Annotated in this window: 14 protein-coding genes and 1 tRNA gene; 4 read left to right on the top strand and 11 right to left on the bottom strand. The window is 74.6% G+C overall.

What is annotated here, in order from left to right; genetic code table 11:
* Positions 1-15: 15 nt before the first annotated feature.
* The 11 genes from DB32_RS37310 to DB32_RS37260 all read right to left on the bottom strand — a co-directional run bounded on the left by DB32_RS37310 (position 16) and on the right by DB32_RS37260 (position 13,133).
* Positions 16-441 carry a hypothetical protein gene (locus DB32_RS37310; protein ID WP_053237425.1) on the bottom strand — a complete coding sequence of 142 codons (426 nt, stop codon included), beginning with the start codon at positions 439-441 and terminating at the stop codon, positions 16-18.
* A gap of 71 nt (positions 442-512) precedes the next feature.
* Positions 513-1,721 carry an RCC1 domain-containing protein gene (locus DB32_RS47575; protein WP_053237424.1) on the bottom strand — a complete coding sequence of 403 codons (1,209 nt, stop codon included), beginning with the start codon at positions 1,719-1,721 and terminating at the stop codon, positions 513-515.
* A 110-nt stretch (positions 1,722-1,831) separates the two neighbouring features.
* On the bottom strand, positions 1,832-3,682 hold the full coding sequence (locus DB32_RS37300; protein WP_157069924.1) for a kelch repeat domain-containing protein: 1,851 nt from the start codon (positions 3,680-3,682) through the stop codon (positions 1,832-1,834).
* 45 nt (positions 3,683-3,727) lie between these two features.
* On the bottom strand, positions 3,728-5,197 hold the full coding sequence (locus DB32_RS37295) for a TolC family protein (protein WP_157069922.1): 1,470 nt from the start codon (positions 5,195-5,197) through the stop codon (positions 3,728-3,730).
* Between the two features lie 30 nt (positions 5,198-5,227).
* Positions 5,228-6,430 (bottom strand): ABC transporter permease, encoded by a 1,203-nt coding sequence (locus DB32_RS37290; protein ID WP_053237421.1) that lies wholly within the window; start codon positions 6,428-6,430, stop codon positions 5,228-5,230.
* Positions 6,427-7,128, bottom strand: coding sequence for an ABC transporter ATP-binding protein (locus DB32_RS37285; protein ID WP_053237420.1), 702 nt, complete (start codon positions 7,126-7,128; stop codon positions 6,427-6,429). The genes DB32_RS37290 and DB32_RS37285 overlap by 4 nt, the downstream gene beginning before the upstream one ends.
* Positions 7,125-8,315: an efflux RND transporter periplasmic adaptor subunit gene (locus DB32_RS37280; protein ID WP_053237419.1), complete on the bottom strand. Its 1,191-nt coding sequence runs from the start codon at positions 8,313-8,315 to the stop codon at positions 7,125-7,127. Before DB32_RS37280 ends, DB32_RS37285 begins: the two co-directional genes overlap by 4 nt.
* A gap of 71 nt (positions 8,316-8,386) precedes the next feature.
* Positions 8,387-9,943: a hybrid sensor histidine kinase/response regulator gene (locus tag DB32_RS47570; RefSeq protein WP_053237418.1), complete on the bottom strand. Its 1,557-nt coding sequence runs from the start codon at positions 9,941-9,943 to the stop codon at positions 8,387-8,389.
* Between the two features lie 38 nt (positions 9,944-9,981).
* On the bottom strand, positions 9,982-11,292 hold the full coding sequence (locus DB32_RS47565) for a phthiocerol/phthiodiolone dimycocerosyl transferase family protein (protein ID WP_157069919.1): 1,311 nt from the start codon (positions 11,290-11,292) through the stop codon (positions 9,982-9,984).
* A gap of 123 nt (positions 11,293-11,415) precedes the next feature.
* A complete protein-coding gene (locus tag DB32_RS37265) occupies positions 11,416-12,819 on the bottom strand; it encodes a GGDEF domain-containing protein (RefSeq protein WP_053237416.1) in 1,404 nt (467 codons plus the stop codon).
* A gap of 240 nt (positions 12,820-13,059) precedes the next feature.
* Positions 13,060-13,133: transfer RNA gene (locus DB32_RS37260), tRNA-Met, on the bottom strand.
* 148 nt (positions 13,134-13,281) lie between these two features.
* On the opposite strand from DB32_RS37260, the gene DB32_RS37255 reads away from it, so the two are divergent.
* The 4 genes from DB32_RS37255 (at position 13,282) to DB32_RS37240 (ending at position 24,457) form a co-directional block, all read left to right on the top strand.
* Positions 13,282-14,151: a penicillin-insensitive murein endopeptidase gene (locus DB32_RS37255; protein ID WP_157069917.1), complete on the top strand. Its 870-nt coding sequence runs from the start codon at positions 13,282-13,284 to the stop codon at positions 14,149-14,151.
* Positions 14,152-14,359: 208 nt separating this feature from the next.
* Positions 14,360-19,456, top strand: a complete 5,097-nt coding sequence (locus tag DB32_RS37250) for an MG2 domain-containing protein (protein WP_169791682.1) — start codon at positions 14,360-14,362, stop codon at positions 19,454-19,456.
* Positions 19,453-24,174 carry an alpha-2-macroglobulin family protein gene (locus DB32_RS37245; protein WP_157069911.1) on the top strand — a complete coding sequence of 1,574 codons (4,722 nt, stop codon included), beginning with the start codon at positions 19,453-19,455 and terminating at the stop codon, positions 24,172-24,174. Before DB32_RS37250 ends, DB32_RS37245 begins: the two co-directional genes overlap by 4 nt.
* A 19-nt stretch (positions 24,175-24,193) precedes the next feature.
* Positions 24,194-24,457, top strand: a complete 264-nt coding sequence (locus DB32_RS37240; RefSeq protein WP_053237412.1) for a hypothetical protein — start codon at positions 24,194-24,196, stop codon at positions 24,455-24,457.
* Positions 24,458-24,478: the final 21 nt, after the last annotated feature.

Raw genomic sequence — 24,478 nt, 5'->3', positions numbered from 1 at the left:
CGGACGGCGCGCGCGTCAGCGGCGGCGCCCCTCGAACGTCATGTGGCCGGTCGCGCAGAGCCCCTCGACGTCGGCCTCGTACTGCATGTCGCCGGAGAGGAAGTCGCCGTCCAACACCAGCATCCCGCCTGTGACCATCATCGTGAGGTGCCGGAAGTCGGGCAGGGTCGTGAGGCATCGCGTGGGGGCGAACGCCGCCTCGGTCTCGGAGCGCACGTCCAGCGGGAGCCGGCACGCGCCGTTGACGAACGCGTCGCCGTCGGACGTGTCGATGCGCCAGACCGACGACGTGACCGTCTCCATCGGGTCGAACCCGCCGCACGCGGCGACGGTCTCGGTGACGGTCACGTCGTAGAGGCCGACCCAAGCGTTGTCGGCGTCGCGGCAACCGGCGGCGAGCGTGAGTGGGAGGACGGCGCAGCAGAGGGCTCGAAGTCGCATGGCGCGAGGTCTGTCACGACGCGCGCGCCCGCGCCCTGCGCAGGCATCGCACCACTGCGCTCGGCCGTCTCTCAGGGCTCCACGGCGACCGGCGTCGACTGCGCGCCCGAGGCCTCGTCGCCGAGCTGTCCCGCGGCGTCGTCGCCCCAGCAGTACGCGGCGCCCGACGCGCCGAGCGCGCAGGTGTGGCTGCCGCCCGCGGCGATCACCGCGACGTCGTCGAGGTCCATCACGCTCACCGGCGTGCGGCGGATGACCGGGAGGCCGCTGATGTCGGAGCCGTCGCCGAGCTGTCCGCGCGCGCCGTAGCCCCAGCAGCGCGCGGTGCCGTCGGCGAGGCGGGCGCAGGCGTGGCGGGAGCCGGCGGCGATCCCGAGCGCGCCGGTGATGCCCGGGACCGGCGCGGCGGTGGGGCGATCGCCGCTGCTGCCGTCGCCGAGCTGGCCCGCGTCGCCGGCGCCCCAGCACGACACGCTGGTCGCGGTGCGGGCGCAGGTGAACCCCTGGCCGCCGTCGAGCTCGAGGACGCCGGTCACGCCGGTGACCTCGACGGGCGCGGTGCGGTTCTCGGTGGTGCCGTCGCCGAGCTGGCCGTCGGTGTTGAGCCCCCAGCACCGCACGCCACCGCCCGCGAGCACGGCGCACGAGTGGTAGTCGCCGGCGCCGATCGCGATCGCGCCGGAGATCCCGGGGACGGTGACCGGCGCGGCGCGGTCGGTGGTGGTGGCGTCGCCGAGCTGGCCGAATCCGTTCGCGCCCCAGCAGTGCACGGCGCCGCCGGCGAGCGCGCACGAGTGCGACGCGCCGAGGGCGATCGCGGTGACGCCGGTCAGGCCCGCGATGGTCGCGGGGACGCTGGAGCCGACGCTCGTGGTGCCGCGTCCGAGCTGCCCGTCGGAGTTCTCGCCCCAGCAGGCGACCGAGCCGTCCTCGAGCACGGCGCACGAGTGGTCCTCGCCGCCGGCGATCGCGACGACGGCGCCGAGCTCCTGCACGTCGGCGGGCGTCGACACCGCGGCGCCGGTCTCGGGCAGGCCCGCTTGTCCCAGCGCGTTCGAGCCCCAGCACTGCGCGGTGCCGCCGGTGGTGATCGCGCAGGAGTGGCGGTAGCCGAGCCCGAGCGATGCGTAGCCCGCGCCCGCGCCGGCGTCGTCGTCGGGCGACGCGGCGGCGTCGGTCGTGGGGGCGTCGGGCGGGGCGCTCGCGTCGACGGTCGGGCCGGCGTCGCGGGTCGCGTCGTCGTCGGAGCCGCACCCGGCGAGGAGCGCGAGGGCGAGCACCGCGACGCAACGCGGAGCACGAGGTGACGTGGTGGGAGCGAGGCGGTGCGGCATGGCCGCGATGGACTCGCGGGCCCCGTCCGATATTCGCGACGACGATGCCTCGGACATCAGTAGAGCGCGTCGACGACGGACGACATCTCGGCGCCCAAGCCGCGCCCGGTGAGCACGTACACGCGCTGATCCGACGCGGTCGCGGCGTAGGCTGCGTAGTGGATGCCGGTGACCGGCGTCCCGAGCGCCCACGCGTTCGTCACCGGGTCGAAGACGTGGGTCGCCCGCTCGACGTCGCCGGTCGTCGCGTGGACGCCGCCGGTCACGATCATCCGGCCGTCCGAGCGGAGCGCGGCGACGTTCCAGTGGAGCCCGACCGGCATCGGCGCCGCAGTGGTCCAGGTGTCGTGCGCCGGCGAGTAGATCTCGTTGAGGGTCGAGATCGCGCCGAAGATGTAGCCGCGGTTGCCTCCGGTGACCGCGATCCGCCCGTCGGGCAGCGTGACCGCGGTCGCGCGCTGGCGCGGGCTGAGCATCGGTGCGCCGGTCGTCCACGCCTGCGTGGCCGGGTCCAGGATCATCGTGCGCGACGTGACGTAGAGGGCGCCCGGGGTCGCCGCGTCCTGAGTGGCGAACACGTAGATGCGGCCGTCGGCGCCCAGCGCGCACGCGTGCTCGTGGGCGGCGAACGGCATGAGCGGGCCGGGGACGAATCGATCCGTCATCGGGTCGTAGACCGCGACGGTGGGGACGGGCGCGCCCGACGGGCTGCCGCCGATCAGGTAGATGCGACCGTCGCGGGCGGTCACCGCACAGCTCCGGTACGGCACGTACGGCGCGCTGGCGCCACGCCGGACGGTGCCGCTCGCGGGGCTGTAGATCTGCGTGAACGCGTTGAAGCCGACGCCGCTGGTGAACGCGCCGAAGACGACGATGCGCCCGTCGTGCGTGGGCGCGGCCGAGCCGCCGTACACCGGCACGAGCTCGCTCGGGGTCGAGCCGTGCCACGTCGGTCCGCACGCGCCCGCGGTGCAGAACTGCGCGGCGCCGCACGCCGCGCCGTCGGGGCGCGGCGAGTACGCCGTCGTCGAGGCCGCGGGCGCGCATGCGCGGCACTCGTTCGCGGGGTCGAGCGCGTCCGGCGCGCGGAACGCACCCTCGACGAAGCAGCCGCTCCGGCAGCTCCCCGCGTCGCACACCGCGCCGTCGCCGCAGCGCTCGCCGTCGGGGCGCGTCGTCCACTCCGTGGTGCTGGTCGAGGGCGCGCAAGCCCGGCAGGGGCTCGAGGGATCGCTGCTGTCCGGCGCGCGGACCGCGCCGTCGACGAAGCACCCGGGCGCACACGCGGCGGCGCTGCACACCGCGCCGTCGCCGCAGCCGGTGCCGTCGTCGAGCGGGGTCCACGCGGTCGTGCTCGCCTCGGGCGCGCAGCGCCGGCACGGGGTCGCGGGGTCGATCGAGCCGGGCGCGCGGAGCGCACCATCGATGAAGCAGCCCGCGACGCACGCGAGCGCGTCGCAGATGAGTCCCGCGCCGCATGCGGCGCCGTCGGCGCGGGGCGACCACGCGCGTGGATCGATCGTCGGGTCGCACTCGAGGCACGGGTCGTCCGGGCTCGTCGCGGCGGGCGGGTAGCTCGCGCCGTCGATCAGACAGCCGGTCCCGCACACGCCCGCGGCGCAGACCTGGCCACCGCCGCACTCCTCGCCGTCGGCGAGGCGCGTCCATCCGCTCGCCGACGGCGAGGGATCGCATCGCTCGCACGGGTTGTCGGGGTGGAGCGCGCCGGGCTCGAAGGTGGCGCCCGAGATGCGGCAGGCAGGCGCGCAGTCCGCCGCGTCGCACCGGGCGCCGGAGTCGGCTGGACCGGCGTCGTGCGGCGCCGCGTCGGCGGGGTCGGTGTCGTCGGAGGCGCACGCGGCGAGCGCGACGGACAAGGCGAGGGCGAGGCGAAGCGAGGACTGCATCGGGCCCCGATGCTACCGCGCCGCGTTCCCGCGCGGCGCTGCCGCTCAGTCGTCGAGCGCGACGTCGTCGAGCAATTCTCCAGTCGTGTGCGCGATCTGCAGGTCCGCGCTCACGAGATCGATCATCGCGCGCAGCCGCCGGAGCTGCGCGTTGCGGAGCTCGGACTGCGCCTCGAGCACGACCGTCGGCGTGCTCGCGCCGAGCTCGAAGCGCTCCTGCTCCGCGCGCGCGAGCTCCTCGGCGATGCGCACCGTCTCGTCGGCGAGCGCGAGCCGGCGGCGCGCGACGCTCGCGCGATCGAGCAGCGTCGCGGCCTCGGCGCGCACGCGATCGCGCGCCGCTTCGAGCCTGCGCTCTGCGACCTCCACCGCGAGGCTCGCGCGCTCCATCTGCGCGCGGCGCTGCGCGTCGTCGAGCGGCATCTCGAATTCGAGCGAGACCATCCCGGTGACCGCCGCGAACCGGCCGACCTGCGCGAAGGGCTCGCCCGCGTCGTCGTAGCCCATGCCGTGCAGCCCGAGCTCGCCGCTCAGATCGAGGCGCGGCTCGAGCGCGGCGCCCGCGGTGCGCTCCGCCTCCTCGGCGCTGCGCACCTGCATCTGCAGCTCGAAGAGCTCGGGCGAGCGCTCGATCGCGATCGCGATCACGTCGGCGTCGCGCGGCGCGGGGAGCGTGGGCGCCTCGTCGTGCGGTGAGAGCGCGGTCGATCGCTCGCCGCCGATCACGCGCGCGAGCTCGAGCTGGCGGACCCGCAGCTCGCCCTCGGCCGCCGCGACGGTCTCCTCCATCGCCGCGAGCTGCCGCGCGAACGAGAGCACGTCCGCGGGCGCGACGCTGCCGAGCTCGCGCCGCGCGTTCGCGTCGGCGTGCTGGGTCGCGGCGACACGTCGCGCCTCGACGTCGACCTCGAGCGCCTGCCGCGCGTACCAGAGCTCCCAGTACGCCGAGAGCGCGTCGCGCACGAGCTCGCTCGCGGCGCGGTTGCGCGAGGCGGTCGCGGCGTCGAGCTCGACCCGCGCCTGGCGCAGCTGCGCGAGCCCGTTGCGCTCCCAGCCGTTGCGCAGGAGCGACTGGGTGACGCCGAGCGTGACGTCGAACGAGTACCCGGGGCCGATCGCGATCGGCGTGGGGATGGTCGCGAGGAGGATCGCGCGGCGGAACTGGCGCGCGCCCGCGACGCGCAGCTGCATCGACATGCCCCACTCGAACGCGCGCGAGAGCTGCGCGCCGAGCACGACCTGCTCGTGGTAGCTCTGCGCGACGCCGACCTGGGTGAGCGAGGGCGTGTCGCCGATGTCGAGCGACGCGTCCATGCCGAGCACGAACGTGTAGCGAGCCTCCTCGGAGAGGACGAGCTGCGACGCGCGGCGTCGCTCGAGCAGCGCGGCGCGCAGCGTGGGGCTCTGATCGGCGGCGAGCGAGACGACGCCGCCAGGGCTCAGCACGTCGCTCGTCTGCGCGTGGACCGGCGCGGCGACGAGCAGCACCGCGAGGATCGCGATCCACCTACTCATGTCGCTGCGGCTCACTCATGACAGTGCAGCTCACTCATGTCGCAGCGCCTCGATGGGATCGAGCCGCGCCGCGCGGCGCGCCGGGTACCACCCGAAGAACACGCCGACGAGCGCGGAGAACACGAACGACCCGAGCACGACGTCGGCGCCGAACACGAACGGCAGGCCGAGCCCGCGCGCCGCGAGCGCGCTCGCGCCGAGCCCGAGCGCGATCCCCGCGAGCCCGCCGACGACCGAGAGCACGACCGCCTCGATGAGGAACTGCGAGAGGATCTCGCGCGAGCGCGCGCCGATCGCGAGGCGGATGCCGATCTCGCGCGTCCGCTCGGTCACCGAGACCAGCATGATGTTCATGATCCCGATGCCGCCGACGAGCAGCGACACGCCGGCGATCGCGCCGAGCAGCGCGGTGAGCACGCCGGTGACCACGCCGAGCATGTTGCTGACCTCGCGGAGGTCGCGCACCGAGAAGTCGTCCTCCTCGCCGTGCTGGATGTGACGGCGCTGGCGCAGCAGCGCGGTGATCTCCGACTGCACGCGCGACGTCGCGCCGTCGTTCGCGGAGACCGCGATGACGCCGATGTCGTCGCTGCCGAGCAGACGGCGCTGCACCGCCACCAGCGGCATCACGACGAAGTCGTCCTGGTCCTGGCCGAACGTCGACTGACCGCGCGACTCGAGCACGCCGATCACCTCGCACGCGACGCTCGCGACGCGGACCCGCGCGCCCACCGGATCGCCGGAGCCGAAGAGCTCGCGGCGCACGGTCTCGCCGAGCACGCAGACCGCGGTGCCCGAGCGCACCTCGCCCTCGTGGAAGCGGCGTCCGATCGCGACGTCCCAGTCGCGCACCACGAACCAGTCGTTGGTCGCGCCGGTGATCGAGGTGCTCCAGTTGCGCGAGCCGTAGACGATGCGCGCCGCGGCACCGGCGTTGGGCGCGACCGCGAGCGCGTCGGGGATCTGCTCGTCGATGGCGCGCGCGTCGGCGAGGGTGAACGGGCGCGAGACGCTCGAGGGGCCGCGCTGGTTCGCGGCGCCGGGCACGACGATGAGGAGGTTGTTGCCGAGCGAGGCGATCTCGTTGGTGACCTTCGCGGTCGCGCCGCGCCCGAGCGTGACCATCGCGATCACCGACGCGACGCCGATCACGATGCCGATCGTCGTGAGGAACGAGCGCAGCGGGTTGCGGCGCAGCGAGCGCAGCGCGAGGAGGATCGTCGCGCCGATCACGACGGGGCCTCGTTCTTCGCGTCGGAGAGGATGCGCCCGTCGCGGAAGGTCACGAGCCGCTCGCAGTACGCGGCCATGTCGGGCTCGTGGGTGACCATCACGATCGTGATCGACTGCTCGCGGTGGAGGCGCTGGAGCAGCTGCATGATCTCGACGCTGCGCTGGGAGTCGAGGTTGCCGGTGGGCTCGTCGGCGAGGATGACCGCGGGATCGGTGACCAGCGCGCGCGCGATCGCGACGCGCTGCTGCTGGCCGCCCGAGAGCTCGCTCGGCATGTGGCGCGCGCGATCGGCGAGGCCGACGCGCTCGAGCGAGGACATGGCGCGCGCGCGTCGCTCGTCGCTGCGCACGCCGCGATAGAGCAGCGGCAGCTCGACGTTCTCGAGCGCGCTGGTGCGCGCCAGCAGGTTGAACCCCTGGAACACGAACCCGAGGTGCAGGCGCCGCAGCATCGCGCGCTGATCGCGATCGAGCCCGCCGACCGAGACGCCGTCGAAGAGGTACTCGCCGCCCGTCGGCTGATCGAGGCAGCCGAGGATGTTCATGCACGTGCTCTTGCCCGAGCCGCTCGAGCCCATGACGGCGACGAACTCGGCGCGCCCGATCGCGAGGTCGACTCCGTCGAGCGCGCGCACCTCGGCGTCGCCGTGCCCGTAGACGCGCTCGACCTTGCGCAGCTCGAGCAGCGAGGTGGTCACGGCTCGACCACCCCGGTGAGGACCTCGGTGCCCTCGGAGATGCCCTCGCCCTCGATCACGGTGCGCACGCCGTTGCTGGCGACGACGCGCACGACGTGAGGACGCGGCGAGCCGTTCTCGAGCGTCCAGATGCGCGCGCCCTCGGGCAGGCTCGCGGTGGGATCGGGGCCGCTGCGCGGCGCGGGCGGCGCGAAGCGGAGCGCGGGATCGGGCACCAGCAGCACGCCGTCGAAGCGCTGGGTCACGATCGTCGCGGTCGCGGTCATGCCGGGGCGCAGGAGGGCCTCGGCGTTGTCGACGTCGAGCATCGCGCGGTACGCGACCACGCCGCCCTCGGTCGTCGGCGCGAGATCGACGCGGTGGATCGTCGCGTCGAACGTGCGATCGGGGTAGGCGTCGACGGTGAACGTCGCGCGCTGACCTTCTTGCACGCGCCCCACGTCGGCCTCGTCGATGTCGACGGTGAGGCGCATGCGCGCGAGATCCTCCGCGACCTCGAAGAGCTCGGGCGTCTGGAACTGCGCGGCGATCGCCTGGCCGGGCTCGACCGTCCGCGTGAGGACGACGCCGGAGATCGGCGAGCGGATGACCGCGCGCTCGAGGTTCGCGTCCTGCCGGGCGAGGGTCGCGCGCGCGACCTCGAGCTGCGCGTTCGCGCTCGCGAGCTGGGCCTCGGCGCGCTCGCGCGCGGCGTTCGCCTGCTCGAGCTCGCTGTCGGGCACCAGGCCGCGGCCGTGCATCGCGGCGGCGCGGGTCGCGGTGCGCGCCGCTTCCTCGGCGGTCGCGCGCGCGACGCGCAGCGAGGCCTGCACCGCGGACACGTTCGCGCGCGCCTCGCGCACCTGGGCCTGGAGCTGGATCGGATCGAGCTCGACCAGCACGTCGCCGACGTTCACCCGATCGTTCGGCTCGACCAGCACGCGCGCGACGCGGCCCGAGACCTCGGCGCCGATCGTGACGGTGTTCGTCGCGGCGAGGGTGCCGGTCGCGGTGACGGTCGCGGTGAGATCACCGCGCTCGACGCGCGCCGACTCGTAAGGCGAGGGCGGCGGGGTCCGGCGCCGCCACGCCATCACCGCGAGCGAGAGCGCGGCGATCGCGACCACGACCGCGAGGGCCACGAACACCGTGCGGCCCCGCGACCGCGTCGGGATGCCGAGGCGCTTCAGCGCGTGCGCGTCCGCCATGATGGGCGAGGTGTGTACCCGCCGCGCGGCCGAATTGCATCCGGGCTTCGCAGTTCTTTACGCAGATCCGCTCACGGCGCGAGGGCGCGCGCGACCGCCTGCGAGAGCTCGGCCTCGTCGTACGGCTTGGACAGCACCTCGCGAACGTCGAGGTCGCGGGCGGGCTCGACGTCGTCGCTGGTGGGCACGAGCCCGGTCGTCATGACGACGCGCACCACGGGATCGATGGCGCGCAGCGCGAGCGCGGTCTCGCGTCCGTCCATGCCCGGCATGACCATGTCGAGCACCACCGCGCCGATGCGGTCGTGCGCATCGCGGAACGCGTCGACCGCCTCGCGCCCGCTGCCCGCGGCGATCACGTCGTAGCCCAGCGATTCCAAGGTGTGCGCGGTCATGCTGAGCACGAGCGGCTCGTCGTCGACGACGAGGATCGTGCCGCTGCCGCGCACGACGTGCGACGTCGCGGGCGTGGTGCGCTCGGCCGGCACGTCGCACGCGGGCAGCCACACGCGCATCGTCGTGCCCGCGGCGGAGGTCTCGGCGATCTCCGCGGTGCCGCCGTGGGCGCGCGCGACGCCGTACACCGTCGAGAGCCCGAGCCCGGTGCCCTTCGTCGCGCCGACGAGCTTGGTCGTGACGTAGGGCTCGAACACACGATCGCGCACCGCGGGATCGACGCCTGGGCCGTCGTCCACGACGTCGAGCACGAGGTGATCGCCGGGCGCGAGCACGGGATGGCCCTCGGGGACGTGCTCGCGCCGGGTGCGCACCACGATGTGCCCCGGCCCGGGGAGCGCGTCGCGCGCGTTCATCACGAGGTTCATCACGACCTGCTCGAGCTCGGTCGGATCGCCGAGCACGACGTCGGCGGACGCCTCGAGCTCGGCGCGCACGACGATGCGTCGCTCGAAGGTGCGCTGCGCGAGCTCCACGATCGGCGCGACCACGTCGGCGAGCGAGATCGGACGCGCGGCGTGCTGTCCGCGCCGGGCGAAGCCGAGCAACGAGCGCGTGAGCTTCGCGGCGCTCGCCGCGACGTCGTCGAGGTGCTGCACCAGCGCGAGGCGGGTGGGATCGCGCTCGTCCTTGCGCAGCTGCGTCGCGACGAGCTTCACGATGGCGAGCAGGTTGTTGAAGTCGTGCGCGATGCCGCCCGCGAGGCTGCCGACCGACTCGAGCCGGCGCATCGCGTGCAGGCGCTGCTCGCTCTCGGCGCGCATGCGCTCGGTCTCGACCTCGCGCGTGATGTCGGTGAACGCCTCGACGACGTAGGCGATCGCGCCGTCGTCGTCGAAGAGCGGTCGCGCGAGCACGCGCAGGTAGCACTTCGTCGCGTCGTGGCGGTGGATGACGAGATCGTCGATGATCTCGGTGCGCTGGCTACGCATGACGCGCTCGAAGGGCATCTGGTCCTCGGGGTACGGCGCGCCGTCGGGCAGGTGCACGCCGTAGGGCCCGACGTAGTTGCCGCGCGCCGCGCCCTCCGGCGGGGTGATGCCGAGGATGTGCTCGAACTCGCGGTTGACGTAGACGACCTCGCCGCCGGGCGCGCGGCCGACCCAGACCGCGACGGGGAGCGCGTCCGCGAAGCGGACGACGGCCTCGAGCTCTTCTCGCGCGCGCGACATTTCGCAGCGCGAGCATATGCGCACCGCGCGCGCCGAGATCACCCGGCGAGCGAGAGCGCGGCGCGATCGGCTGCGCGCGCGAGGATCTCCTCGGTGTGCGCCGCGATGCGCTCGCCGCGCTCGCGCGAGATCAGCGGGACGGTGTGGCCCACCGCGATGGTGAGCGTGCCGCGGAACGTGCTGACCGCCGCCAGGAGCGAGCCGAGGATCGAGGGCGCGGCGGCGAACCCGCAGGCGCGCACCTCGAGCGGTCCGTACGCGTGCTCGAGCCCGAGCTGCTCCAGCACGCCGAGGTTCGTCACCGCGAGCGCGCCGGTGAAGACGTGCTTCGGGAGCAGCGACGAGGTGAGCGCGCGACCCATGAGCTGCGTCGCCGCGACGATCACCGCGCCGCCGCCCGGCGCGCTCGTCCAGTGCTCGCCCGCATCGATCGCGCGGCGCACGCCATTCGTCGCCTCGCGCGCGAGCGCGAGCGGATCGCCCGCCGGGTCGGTGCGCAGGCGCGTCGAGACCGACGAGACGTAGTAGCCGACGACGTCGCGCGGCATCTCGGGCACGCGTCGCCGCAGATCGACGGGGTGCATCACGTCGAGCACGACCTCGCCGCGCTCCATCTCGCGCGCGACCGCCATCGCGAGCGCCGCGGAGACGAGGCCGTGCAGCGTGGCGCCGGTCTCGCGCGCGGCGCGCGTGAGCGCCTCGGTGCGCTCGGGGTCGATCACGATCGGGCGGACGACGACCTCGCTCTCGTCCGGCGTGGCGAGCGCGTCGGGGCGCAGCCGCACCGGCTGAGGCGGGCGCTGCATCGCGGAGAGCGCGGCGAGCGTGGGGCGCAGACGACGCCATCCGCGCACGGGCTCGGGGTAGTACGCCGCCTGTCCGGGGGACTCGACCGGGGGCAGCGCGCGACCCGGCTCACCGAGCAGACGCAGCAGATCGCGCATCACCATCACACCGGAGCGCCCGTCGCTGACGAGGTGGTGGAGCGTGAGCACGAACGTGCGCTCGTGCGGACCGTGACGAACGACATCGAGCACGCCGCGCGGCCCGGCGTCGTCCCACACGCGATGTCGGTAAGAGAACGAGGCCCAGGCGTCTTGCGCGTCGCGGAACGAGAGCGCGATCGGCGGCGCCTCGCCGAGCGCGAACTGCGTCGCGAGCCCGGCGCGTCGGATCACGCGCGCCGAGAGCAGCGGATGGCGCTGCGAGAGCGCGCGCAGCGCATCGGGGATGGCGCGCTCGTCGAGCTCGCCGTGCACGCGCGCCAGCGTGCTGAAGTCCATGGTGAAACAGCGATCGAGCGCGTCGGTCATCCGCTCGGTCAGGTTCGTCGCGCGTGTGCTCGTCACGTCGCGCAGCGTCCCATGCGCGCGCGCATCGCGCTGCGACCAGGAGGCGCTTCGTCGGGGGCCACGCGCGGTCCGATCGTCGTCGTTCACGTCCACGTCTACGGTCGACGCGACGACGTCGTTTCACGCGGAAGGGGGCGGCCAGGTCGAGACGCGATTGCGACCCTTGCGCTTCGCGTCGTAGAGCGCCGAGTCCGCGCGCGCGACCAGCGCCTCCGCGGTCTCGCCCTCGCGCGCCTTCGCGACGCCGACGCTGATCGAGAGTCGACCGAGCGGCTGGTCCTTCGTGCCCGGCAGCTCGATCGCGGCGACCGCGGCGCGCAGCTTGTCGCCGACCTTCGCCGCCTCGTGCTCGTCCGCGCCCGCGAGCACGACGAGGAACTCCTCGCCGCCGACGCGCGCGACCGTGTCGACCTCGCGCACACCGCGCGCGAGCACGCGCGCCACCTCGACGAGCACCGCGTCGCCCGCGGGATGACCGCAGCGGTCGTTCAGCTTCTTGAAGTGGTCGACGTCGATCGCGAGCAGCGACACCGCGTGCCCGAAGCGCCGCGAGTCGGCGAGCGCCTTCGCGAGACGCTCCTCGAACAGTCGGCGGTTCGCGATCCCGGTGAGCGCGTCGTGGGTCGAGCGCGCCTCGAGCTCCTCGAAGAGCTGCGCGTTGTGGATCGCGAGCGCGACCTGATCGGCGAGCGCCTCGACGTAGCGCGTCTCTTCCTCGGTCAGCGGATCGGTCGGCGGGCGGGTCAGCGCGAGCACGCCGATCATCGCGCCCTTCACCTGGATCGGCACCGACATGAACGAGCCGGTGCGCGGGACCTCGCCCCAGAACGCCAGGTACTCGGGCGCCGCCGCGACGTCGGGCACCACCACCGACTCGCCCTTCGCCGCCGCCTCGCCCGAGAGCCCCTCGCCGACGCGGATCGTGCGCCCGAGCACGGTGCTGGGATCGGTGAAGCCCCACGCGGCGCGGATCGCGAGCCGCTCGCCCTGCTGGATGAGCACCGCGACCTCGCGGAAGCGCAGCGCGGGCCCGAGCCGGTCGACGAGCGCGCGCAGCACCGAGTCGAGGTCGTGGCTGCTCGCGCTCTCGCGCAGCACCTCGAAGAGCAGCGCGCGCTCGCGCAGCCTGGCCTCGAGCTCCTCGGTCTTCCGCGCGAGGTCCGCGGCGAGCTTGCGCTCGCGTCGCGTGGCGTCCTGCTCGCGTCGCGCTTGCGAGCTGGTCGCGGCGATGCGCATCTCGAGGAAGCGCGCCACCGCATCGAAGCGGCGCGTCGCGCGGCGCACGGCGAGCGCGCCCGCGATCGCGGCGCCGATGCCCGCCCACGTGACCAGCACCGGCGCGAGTGGAACGGCGAGCGAGAGCGCGTGCACCACGAGCGCAGCGAGCGCCGAGCCGAGCGCGGCGCCCAGCGCGGATGCGAGCGGAACGGTGCGCGCCAGCGATCGCGCGAGGCCTTCGCGCGTCGCATGGGACCCTGCGCGTCCCTGTCGCTCGCCGGGCCCCCCGGCCCCGCGCTCGTCCATCCGAACCAGCACCACGCACCTCGACCCGGGGCAGCGCACCGGGGTTCGCGCGCAACGTCCGCGTCGCGCGCTCCATTTCTTCCCGCTCGTCCGCTCGCGCGCCAGCCGGGACGCGCAGCCGCTCGCGATTTTCGCGGTGGCGACGTCGCGCCGAGATCGGCCTCAGGTGGGCCGAGCCGCCAGAACGTCGAAGCCCCGGACCGCTGGCACGGCCGGGGCTCGATGATCTCACGGAGATGATGGCGACGAGTGGAATCGAACCACTGACCTAGCGCGTATGAAACGCCCGCTCTAGCCGACTGAGCTACGTCGCCGTTTCGCTCGTTTTCCGCGGAGTTTTGGGCCCCACGGTCGAGGTAGCGGCGGAGTATTGGAGAGAGGTCGCAGGCTGTCAAATCCGATCTCGGGTCGCGCTCGAATCCTTGCGCCGGGCGCCTCGTTGCGATACCCGCAGCCCTCGTCGTGGCAGGTCCTGCACGCGTTCCTCCGGTGGTCTGGCTCGCGCTCCCGCTCGTCGGGGCGGCGCTCGGTGCGGTGGCCCTCGCGTTCGCCGGGGAAGAGGCGGGCGAGATCGTGGTCGAGACCCGGCGCGACCAGCCGAGCCCCGATGCGGGTGTGGTGGTCGCGGCGAGCACGCCGGAGGACGCCGGCACGCACGACCCGCGCTTCGCGCCCGACGGCGCGATCCTCGCTGCGCCGAGCGACGAGGACTACGCGTGCCTGCGCCCGGCGCTCGAGTACCCGCGCGATCCCGCGTGCGACGAGGGCGCGCCGTATCCGCGGTGTCGCTGGCAGCTCCCGACCGGGCGCGAGTCGGGCGGGCTCTGGCGCACGTGGCGCAACACCACCGACGATCATCGCTGGGCGCGCCCCGGGCTCGTCTCGCTGATCGCGGCGACGGCCGCGGAGTACCAGCGTCGCTGGCCCGGCGAGGTGGTGACGGTCGGCGACCTCGATGCGGCGGGGCCGCGCCATCAGACCCACGATCGCGGCGTCGACGTCGACCTGTACCTCGAGCACGCGATGATCGCGCAGAACATCGGGGGCGGGCGTTATCCCGACAACTACGCGCAGCGCTCGGCGCGCGAGGTCGAGCTGCTGCGCGCGCGCGTGATCGACCTCGCGAAGATCCTCGCGACCTGCTCGGGCGGTCGGCTGCGCATCTACTACAACGACCCCGATCTGGTCCGCGACTTCCGCGCGTGGTTCGAGGGGCGCGGCATGACGAGCGACGTCGGGCCGCCGATGCTGATGCACAACCCGCTGCATCGCTTCCATTTCCACATGACCGTCGCGGAGGATCTCGCGGTCGTGCCCGCCGCGAACGACTGATCTCCGCGGCGCGCGCGAACTACGAGCGCGCGCAGTGGAACGGATAGGCTCCTCGCGCGTCCCAAGGTCCGCACCCACGGCGAATCGCGTCGCGTGGGTCGTACGACGCGTGACCAGGAGCTCCATGCGCACGAGCCCGCGCTCTCTTCTTCTCTTCGCTCTCGTCCTCTTCGCCCCAGCGCTCGCCCGCGCACAGGACGCCGACGCCGTGGATCCCGCGAGCCCGGTGGGCTACGAGCTCGCGCTGCACGGGAGCACCGCCGCCGAGCGCGGCGCGATGGTGCGCCTGCACGGCACCGCGTACGAGGTCCAGGGCCTCTCCGATCTGCGCCCGACGCCGGGGCTCGAGCTCGACGTCACGCTCACGCAGCAGCGAAGGGTAGGGCACGGCCGCGAGGTGGTGCTGCGCGCGCACGCGCGGAGCGTCGAGCAAGGACGTGTGACCATCGAGGTGCCGGTGCCGCTCGAGGATCTCGCGGCGCCGTGGATCGAGGTGCACGTGCATCGCGCCGGGATCGCGGGGCGCGTCTTCCGGTTCCCGATGACGCAGCTCGCGGCGCGGGGCGTCGACGTGCTGACCGATCGCAATCGCTATCAGCCGGGCGAGACGGTGCGCGTCTGGTCGCTGGTGCGCGCGGTGCGCGATCGCGCGCCGATCCCGAGCGCGCCGATCGTCTTCCGACTGCACGATCAGCAGGGCACGATGGTCGCGGAGCGGCGCACCGAGACCGGCGCGTCGGGCGCGGCATCGGTCGAGATCGTGATCCCCGAGGGCGCGGCGCTCGGGCGATGGACGGTGCAGGCGCAGGCGGAAGGCGCGCCGCTCGCCGCGCGTGCGATCACGATCGTGCGGCGCACCGTCGAGCGGCTCGCGGTGGAGGTCACGCTCGACCGCGAGGTGCTCGAGCCCGGCGCGCCGCTCGGCGGTCGGGTGCGGGTGACGACGCCCTCGGGCACGCCGGTGCGCGGCGCGCGCGTGTCGCTGACGGTCGGCGACGAGAACGCATCGCCGCTCGAGCTGGTGACCGACGACGAAGGCATCGCGGTGATCGACGCGCGCGCGCCGAGCTTCCTCGCGGGCGACGCGGCGCCGCGGCAGGTGATCGCGCGCGTGAGCCACGCGGCGCACGGCACGCTGGTGGGCTCGGCGGCGTACACGCTCGCGCGCACGCGATGGTTGGTCGCGGCGACGCCCGAGGCGGGCGGGCTGGTGCCCGAGATCGACACCGAGCTGTACCTCGCGGTGAGCGACCCGCGCGGGCGGCCGATCTCGCAGGGCGTGGAGCTCGAGGTGCGTGGGCTCGGCGTGCCGAACGGACGCGCGACGGCGCGCACCGATGCGCACGGGCTCGCCTCGGTGCGGGTGCGCCTGCCGCGCGGTGCGGCGGCGCGCGCGCAGGGTGGGGCGTGCGCGGGGCAGCCCGCGACGAGCTTCGAGGTCGAGGTGCGCACCCAGCCGGCGTCGACGCTCGCGACGGTGTGCGCGCGGGTGGCGCTCGAGGCGGGCGTGCTCGCGCGGGCGCGCACGCCGGTGGTCGCGCCCGGGTCGCGGGTGGAGATCGAGCTGATCCGGCGTCCGCGCGCGAACGGACGCCTGGTGCTGGTCGAGGCGCTCGCGAACGATCGCGCGGTCGCCGCGGCGTGGGGTGATGCGAGCGCGCGGAGCGTGACGCTCGTGTTGCCGGCCGACGTGCAGGGCGTGCTCCGGGTGCGCGCGCGTCCGGTGTCGGCGGCGGATGCGTCGCGCCCGATGGGTGAGCTCGGCGCGGCGCTGATCGAGCGCGGCACGATCACCGCGATCCTCGTGCGTCCCGCGGACGCGTTCGCGCTCGACGTGACGCCCGAGCGCGAGCTGCATCGGGTGCGCGAGCGCGCCGACGTCGCGGTGCGTGCCAGCGTGTCGCCGGAGCGGGGGTGGATCGCGCTGCTCGCGCGCGACGAGGCGGCGCACGGTGGGGAGAGCGATTTCGCGCTCGAGTGGATCGCGGGCGAGCTGCGCGACGTGCTGCGCGGGCCCTTCGACGCGACGAACGAGCGCTACGTGCGCGCGTCGCTCGCGAGCTCGCTGCCGCTCGACGGCGCCGTGACGCAGCCCGCGCCGCTGGTGCAGGAGCCGTGGGACACGCACGAGAGCCCGACCGGCAGCGCGCCGGTGCTCGCGGGCGGCGTGCTGCGCGATCCGATCGCGGCGCGCGAGGAGCTGCGCCGTCGTGGTCTCGCGCCGGTGATGCACGCGATCGAGCGCGCGGTGGCGCAGCTGGGGTCGGACCGCGCCGCGCGCGATGCGCTGGTGCGCACGAGCGGCACGCGCGTGGAGCTGCGACCCGATGTGGTGGAGCGCGTGGTCGCGATGCACCTGCTCGCGCCCTCGCAGGCGCTCACGCTCGGTGGTCAGCCGCTGACGCTCGCGATGATCACCGCGGCGGATCCGAGCTTCACGTTCGATCGCATCGCGCGGCGTGTGGCGCGCGAGCGGCTGGTGCGCTTGCTGGTCGCGCTCACGCGGTTCGCGAATCCGGACGACGATGCAGCGCTGCGTGCATCGGCGGGGGAGCCGCCCGAGCGCTGGCTCGCGCGCGTGGTGCAGCTCGGGATGCTTCCTGCGGACGCGCTGATCGATCCGTGGGGTCGGCCGTTCGCGCTCCGTCGCGTCGGAGGGCGTGGCCCCGCGCTCGTCGTGTCGTCGCGCGCGGTCGACTACGAGCTCGCGTCGCCGGGGCCCGATGGGCGCGCGGGCACGGCCGACGACGTGCGTGATCCGTTCGAGCGCGCGGTGCCGGCGCGCACGCCGTACGCGGTGATCTCGGGCGAAGACCGCTTGATGGAGCAGCTCTCGCGGCTCGCGCCGGGAGAGCGCGTGCTGCAGGCGCTGGTGACCGCGTACCGACGGCTCGGGCTCGCGGCGGAAGAAGAGCGACGCGCCGGGCCGGTGACCGCGACGGTGAGCGAGTCGGACATCCGACTGCAGGCCGAGCTCGCCGACATGCAGGCCGAAGCTGATCGGATGGCGCGCGAGATCGAGCAGCAGGCGATGGGCGGCGCCGCCGCCAGCGGCGAGAGCGTGGCCTACGACTTCGCCGACGACGCCGAGGGTGGCCGCGGCCGTCGCGCGCGAGACGCGCCTGCGCGTGAAGCACCGCAGGCCCAGGCCCCCGCGCAGCCCGTCGCGCCGGATCGCCTCCAGGCAATGGGCTCGGTGGTGCGCGAGGAGTTCCCCGCGACGCTGTTCTTCGTCGGCGAGGTCGCGCTCGATGCGAGCGGCACCGCGCGCATCACGATCCCGCTCGCCGACGCGCTCACGACGTATCGCCTCGAGGCGATCGGCTGGACCACGTCGGGCTGGATCACCTCGGGTCGCGGCAGGGTCCGCGTCGATCAGGAAGCGATGGTCGACGCGCCGGTGCCGCCCGCCGCGCGCATCGGCGACCTGATGCGCCTGCCGGTGCGCGTGCAGAATCGCACCACCGAGCCGCTGCGCGCGCGCTTCGAGATCACGATCGAGGGCGCGGCAGGGCTCGACGTCGAGCCGCTCGCGCCGATCGAGATCCCGCCCGGCGACTCGCGCGAGGCGATCGCGGTGGTGCGTGCGCGCGCCGCCGGTGAGGGCGCGATCGTGGTGCGCGCGCTGCGCGAGGACGGCACCGCGCTCGACGCGGTGCGCCGGCCGATCGTGGTGATCGAGGACGCACGACGCGTGGTCGAGCAGCGTCGCGAGCTCGTGGGGAGCGGCGACGAGATCACGATCGACGTGCCCGCGCGCGCGCTGCAGCGCGGCCCCGGTCAGCTGCGCGTCGCGGTGGGCGGCGCGATCGTCGGCGACCCCGCGGAGTGGGCGAGCGATGGAGACGCGGTGCAGGCCGCCTGGGCGCTCGCGATGGCGCGCCGCCCGATGCCCGACGTCGCGCGCGACGCGGTGCTCTCGCAGCTGCCGACCGACCCCGGCGTCGACGAGGGCTGGTTCCGCGGCTGGGACCCGCTGCACCTCGCGACGCTGCTCGGGGCGGGATGGACGCTGCCCAACCTGAGCGAGGACGCGGCGGCCGCCGCGCTGCGCTCGCTCGCGACGCAGCTGCCCGAGGAGGTGCGCGACGCGCGCATCGTGCGCCCCGACATGCCGGTGTTCGCGCCCGCGTCGGCGATGCTCGTCGCGCTCGCGCCGGCGATCCGCGACGTCGATGCGCACCCGAGCGCGCGCGACGATCTGCTGCGCCTCGTCGATCGCCTTCGCCGCCTCGCGTCGGCCGAAGGCGCGCGTGCCTCCGACGCGCCCGCGACGTGGGCGCGTGTCGCCGCCGCGCTCGCGCTGAGCCGCCGTGGCGCCGACGATCCGCGCGCGAGCGAGATGCTGCGCCGCGCCGAGCGCCACGTCTTCGCGCTGCGCTCGTCCGACGGAGGCGATCAGGCGTGGCTCGAGCCCGACGCCGACGACGGCGGCATCGAGCCGCGCGTCGAGCCCACCGCGCACCTCGCGCTCGCGCGCATCGCGATGGGCGAGCCAGAAGGCGCGATGCCGCTGCTCCGCAACATCGCCGACATCGCGCGCGGCGCGCACCGATGGCCGCCTCGGGTGCGCGCGCTCGCATCGGCGGCCGCCGCGCTGCTCACGCGCGGGGCGATCGAGTCGATCGCGGTGACGCTCGACGGACGCGCGATCGAGAGCGCGCTCGAGGGCGGCGTCGCGAGCGCGACGCTCGACGGGCTCGGCGCGCCGGGCGCGCATCGCATCGTGATCACGTTGCCCGAGGGCGCGCTCGCCCTCGCGACGATCGATCTGCGCTACGCGCTCCCGTGGGACGTCGCGCCCGCGCGCAGCGCGCGCCTCGATCTCGCGTGGACCGGCGAGACCGGCGCGCGCGACGTGCGCTCGGGCTCGCTGCTCACCGTGCACAACCGCGGCGCGCGGGTGATCGCGCGACCGATCGTCGAGATCGAATTGCCCGCGGGCGCCGAGCTCGACGAGCCCACGCGCGAGGCGATGACCGCGCTGCTCGCCGCACCGCCCGAGCTCGAGGGCGCCACGCTGCGCCTGCACCTGCGTCCGATGGCGCCCGGCGGCTTCACCGCGATCCCGGTGCGCGCCCGCTGGTCGGTCGGCGGCACGCTGCGCGGCCTCGGCGCGAGCGCGTGGGACGACGCCGCGCCGCCGCGCGCCGACGTGCGCGCGGTGAGCGTGCTGCCCTCGCGCGAGCTCGTGATCGCCGACGACGGCCCCGAGCCCGAGCCGCCCGAGGCCGACGCGTCGCCGCCGCCCGAGCCCAGACCTCCGGTGCCGATGCCGCGCCCGCTGTGGGAGGTGGCGCGATGATGATGCGTAACATCTCGATTCTGCTCGCGATCTCGCTATTCACCGCCTCCGCGGCCGCCCAGAGCGCGGGCCGCACGTCGCTGCGCGGCGCCGAGATCCAGGGGCTCGAGCTCGGGCTCGAAGGGGCGCTCAGCGCGCCGCGCGGCGGGCATCTGCGGTGGTTGCTCACCGCGTACGAGGTGATCGGCACCAGCGATCTGCGCCCCGGTGCCGACGCCGGGATCCAGCTCACCACCGCGCTCGATCCCAGCGCTCCGACGGTCCCGATGCGGACCGACGCGTCGGGCCGCGCGACGCTCGAGCTCGCGATTCCCGAGGACGCGCCGGACGCGTTCCCGGTGGTGCTGCGCGTGCTCTCGCGCGGTGTGGTGCGCCGCTTCGAGCTCACGGTCCGCGTGACCGAGCCTCGCGCGATCCAGCTCTGGGTCGCGCGCGCTCAGGTGCCGCGTGAAGGACGCGTGCACGCGTTCGGTCGTCTCAGCGAAGCGCGCACCGGGCGTGCGATCGCGAACGTCGAGGTGCGCCTCGTCGCGCGCGACGCACACGATCATCCGCTCGGCGCGCCCATCGTGGTGCGCACCGACGCCGCGGGCCTCTTCGCGCACGTCTTCGCGGTGGGTCGCGACGTGGTCGGTCAGGTGAGCATCGAGGCGCGCGCCGAGGACGCCGAGGAGAACGTGGTGAGCGCGCGTGCGAGCGCGCTCGTCGCCGAGCCGGCTGCGCCTGCGCTGCTGGTGTCGATCGCGCCCGAGCGCCGCGTGATCGAGCCCGGCGCCGCGATCGCGGTCGACGTGGTCGCGCGGCGTCCCGATGGGCGTCCGGTGCCGAACGCGCTCGTCGAGCTCTCGGGCTTCGAGCACGACGATCCCGGTCGCACCGCGCGCACCGACGCGACGGGCCGCACGCGCATGGCGTGGCGCGCGCCGGCGATCGGCGGCGCGTGGTCGGACGCGACGATCCACGCGACGGTCACGCGCGAAGGCCTGGGGCGCGGCGACGGTCAGGCAACGGTGCGGGTGTCGCGCGTCGATCACGTCGCGTCGCTCGCGGTCGAAGGCGGCGCGCTGATCCCGGAGCTCGGCGGGCGCATCTTCGTCCGCGTCGTCGATCTCGAAGGACGCGCGGCGAGCGCAGGCGTGCCGGTGCGCATCTCGGGGCCACGGCTCGGCGCGGAGCGCACCGCGACCACCGACGCCAGCGGCGTGGCGACGTTCGACGTCTCGATCACCGGCAACGACGCGAGCGGACACTGTGGCGGCGACGCGCAGGCCGCGGTGACGATCCGCGTCGGCGATGGTCCGCGCGCGTTCGAGCGCGAGGTGTGCCTTCCGCTCGACGCCGACGGCACCGCGCGCGTGCGCGCCGACGAGGTGCGGGTGCGCAGCGGCGCGTTGTTGCGTCTCGAGATCGCGCGCGCCGCGTCGGTCGCGCGCGCGCCGATCGCGGTGTCGGTGCTCGCGGTCGAGAGCGGCCTGCAGCACGCGGTGGCAGCGCGCGTGCTCGCGCCGGGCGAGACCCGCATCGAGCTCCCGATCCCCGAGGACGTCGCCGGCCCGCTGCTGGTGCGCGCGCGCCCGATCATCGAGGGACGCGAGGTACGCGGCGGCAGCGCGCTGGTGTTCGCCGAGGCCGGCGCACCGCTCGCGATCGATGCGGCGCTCGACGCGAGCGGGCTCCGCACCGCGTCGACCACGTCCGACGTGATCACCGCGCGCGCGTGGACGATCGCGCTGCCGCTCGACGAGGCGCGCGCGCTCGCGCAGACGATCCGACACGACGCGCTCGGCCCGCTCGCGACGCTGCGCACCGAGCCCGCGACCGCGAGCCCGGCGCTGATCGCAGGCGCGCTCTCCGCGGCGACGCCGATCGACGTGGGCGCGCCCTTCGTGCTCCGCGAAGGACGCACGATCCCGATGCCCACGCCCGACGATCCCGTCGCGCAGGGACTGCTGCGCGATCCCTGGCGCGCGCAGTCGCGCTTCCTCACCGGGCGCCTCGCGCTCGTGTTCTCGGCGATCGAGCGTCAGGTCGCGGGCGCGGTCCCGGGGCGCATCGACGACGTCGCGGTGCAGACGAACGGGCGCTGGGACTTCAACGCGCAGATCCTCGCCGCGCTCGAGGGCTCGGGCGATCTCGGCGCGGAGGGCGCGACCGGGCTCGGCGGCGAGCCGCTCACCATCGAGCAGCTGCGTCGTGTCGATCCCGCGTTCACCTACGATCGCGTCGCCGCGCGCATCACGCGCGAGCGGCTCTATCGGCTGATGGTCGCGCTGCGCCGCTTCGTGCAGTCGAACGGGTTCGACCTACCGTGGGCGCGCCTCGGCGATCCCTCGACCTGGCTGCGTCATCTCTCCTCGATGTGGATCGACGGAGTTGGGCAGATCCCGGCGCGCGAGCTCGTGGACGCGTGGGGCCGCCCCTTCGTGCTGCGCGCGATCACCGGTCGTGCGCGCTTCGCTGCGTGGTCGCCCCTGCCGGGATGGGAGCTCTTCTCGAGCGGGCCCGACGGGATTCCTGGCAACGGCGACGACGTCGCCGATCCCAGCGCGCGCGTGCTGCCCTCGGGCTCGCCCTACGCCGAGGCGGTCGGCGAGGACGCGCTCGTCGCGCGGCTGCGCGGCGCCGAGCTCGGTCGCGCGACGATCGAGCTGCTGCAGCACGGCGGCATCGTGCCGGTCTCGGTCGGCGCGGTGCCCTCGCAGCCCGCGGCGGCCGCGCAGGAACAGGGCGCGCGCCTCTGGAACGATCTCCCCGGTGAGCTCGAGGTCGATCCCGAGCCGCTCGCGCTGCGCCGTCCCACCGAGCCCGGCGTCGGCGCGGGCGGTCGCATCGTGACGCTCGGCGAGCGCGTCGCGCTCGACATCGACGAAGAGCCGCGCACCTGGGGCGCGCTCGTGGTCGCGTTCACGCCCGAGGGCAGCGTCGCGCTCGCCGAGGCACGCGCGCGGCTCGGTGCGCCCCTGATCGTCACCGGCGCGATGCCGGCGCGGCTGCGCGCGGGCGAGCCGGTGTCACTGTCGCTCGTCGTGACGAACGCGTCGCCGCAGGATCGCCAGCTCGCGATCACGGTGGGCGGTGCTGCGCCGATCGAGGGCACCAGCGAGTCCCTCGCGCTGCCCGCGGGCACTGCGCGCGCGATCACGATCGAGCTGCGCGGCACCGCGATCGGCGCGGGCGAGGCGACGATCACGCTCAGCGAGTCGAACGAGCCGATCCGCACCGTGCGCTGGCGCGTGGCGGTCGACGCCGGCTTGCATCCGTGGCGCGTGCGCAGCGCGACCGCGCTCTTCCGCGAGCAGTGGCAGACGCGCCTCGAGCAGCCCGCGAGCGCGACGCGCGCGATCGCGCGCGTCGTCGTGATGCACCCGAGCGCGCTGCATCGCGATCCCGATCTCGTCGAGCGCCGCGAGCACGACGCGGCGACCCTCGCTTGGGCAGCGACGATGGCGGGCGCACCGATCGATCCCGAGCTGCGCGCGCGACTTCTCTCGGCGCAGCAGCCCGACGGATCGTTCACCGGCCACGATCGCGCGGTCGCGACGGCATGCGCGATCGTCGCGCTCTCCGCGCTCGCCGAGGAGGACGACGACGCGGCCGCCGCGCTGCAGCGCGCGCGCTGGGCGCTGCAGTCGACCTCGAGCGACGACCTCGCGTCGTGGTCGCAGCAGCTCGTCGCGCTCGCCGCCGCAGGCGTGCCCGATCCTGCCGATGCCGAAGAAGCCGAGCTCGATCCGGTGAGCGCGTACGCGGCGCAGCTTCGCACCCGCATCCGACGCGCGCTGCGTCGGGTGCCCGAGGAGCCCGTCGTGCTCGCGCGCCTCGCCGCGGGCCTGTTGCTCGCCGATCCGCGCGACGCGTACGGACGCGTGATGTTCGAGCGCGCCCGCGCCGCGGTCGTCGACGTCGAGAGCGGCGGTGGTCTCGTGGTGCGCACGCGCGAGCCGCGCGACAGCGGCTTCGAGCAGCTCTCGTCGACGCTCGCTCTCGCGCTCGCCGCGCATCAGCTCGGCGAGAGCGAGCTCGCGGTGCGCCTCGTCGCGGGCGCGCTCGATCGCGATCACGTGATCGCGCGGCGCGGCGGCGAGCCGCTCTTCTGGATGCTCGCCGCCGCGAGCTACGGCGTGCTCGGCGCCGGCGATGCGCCCTCTCTCGCGCTGGTCGCGAACGGTCGCTCGTACGCTGTCGAATTCACGAATGGAATCGCGGTGATCCCGATCGACCACGCGCGCGATGTCGACGTCTCGCTGCGCCGCGGCGGGCCCGGCGTGCACGTGATCGCGCGCGCCGAGACGGTGCTCGATCTGCCGTTCCGCGCGATCGATCGCGCGCCGATCGAGCTCTCGCTCGACGGCGATCCCGGCGACGCCGGCGACGTCGCCGCGCTCGAGCTCACGGTGCGTGCGCGTGAGCGCATCCCGAGCGGCGTGGTGGTCGACCTGCAGCTCCCCGCGGGCGTCGAGGCCGACGAGGCGCTCCTCCAGCTGGTGCGCGATCGCGGCGCGCTGGACGTCGCGCGTCGCGAGCCGCGCTTCGTGCGCGTCACGCTGCCCGCGATGGAGGCGGGTGTGGCGGCGGTGCTCCCGCTGCCGCTGCGCTGGTCGGTGCACGGCACGCTCGAGGGGCTCGCGGTGATCGCGCATCCCGCCGACGCGCCGGGGGCGATCACGGTGCTCGCGCCGCGCCCGCTCGAGGTCGCGCCCCCGCGCGACGTCGAGTGAGCTCGGATACCCTGTGCGAATGGCCCAGCTCCTCGCGATCGGGATCGGTGCGCTCGCGTTCCTCGCCTGGCTGAGCGCGGCCGTGCACGCGCTGCTGCTGCTGCCGCATCGCCGCGACGACGTCTCGCTCGGCGCGCTGTTCTTCCAGGGCTGGCGCTTCTACGCGCGCGACACCTGGAAGGAGTCGGGCCACGCCGTCCATCGACGCTTCCTCGGCTCCACGGGCGCGTTCTTCGCGCTCGTGCTCGCGGGCATCGTCGTGAGCGTGCTCGCCGCGCGCTGATGCGAGTTTGCGCTACATGAA

This window comes from Sandaracinus amylolyticus (assembly GCF_000737325.1).
GTDB lineage: Bacteria > Myxococcota_A > Polyangia > Polyangiales > Sandaracinaceae > Sandaracinus > Sandaracinus amylolyticus.
This window is presented reverse-complemented; position numbering and strand designations above follow the sequence as displayed.

Coding starts and splice junctions, on each gene's coding strand:
- DB32_RS37310 (WP_053237425.1), bottom strand. CDS start 441: ATGCGACTTCGAGCCCTCTGCTGCGCCGTCCTCCCACTCACGCTCGCC.
- DB32_RS37300 (WP_157069924.1), bottom strand. CDS start 3,682: ATGCAGTCCTCGCTTCGCCTCGCCCTCGCCTTGTCCGTCGCGCTCGCC.
- DB32_RS37295 (WP_157069922.1), bottom strand. CDS start 5,197: ATGAGTAGGTGGATCGCGATCCTCGCGGTGCTGCTCGTCGCCGCGCCG.
- DB32_RS37280 (WP_053237419.1), bottom strand. CDS start 8,315: ATGGCGGACGCGCACGCGCTGAAGCGCCTCGGCATCCCGACGCGGTCG.
- DB32_RS47570 (WP_053237418.1), bottom strand. CDS start 9,943: ATGTCGCGCGCGCGAGAAGAGCTCGAGGCCGTCGTCCGCTTCGCGGAC.
- DB32_RS37265 (WP_053237416.1), bottom strand. CDS start 12,819: ATGGACGAGCGCGGGGCCGGGGGGCCCGGCGAGCGACAGGGACGCGCA.
- DB32_RS37245 (WP_157069911.1), top strand. CDS start 19,453: ATGATGATGCGTAACATCTCGATTCTGCTCGCGATCTCGCTATTCACC.
- DB32_RS37240 (WP_053237412.1), top strand. CDS start 24,194: ATGGCCCAGCTCCTCGCGATCGGGATCGGTGCGCTCGCGTTCCTCGCC.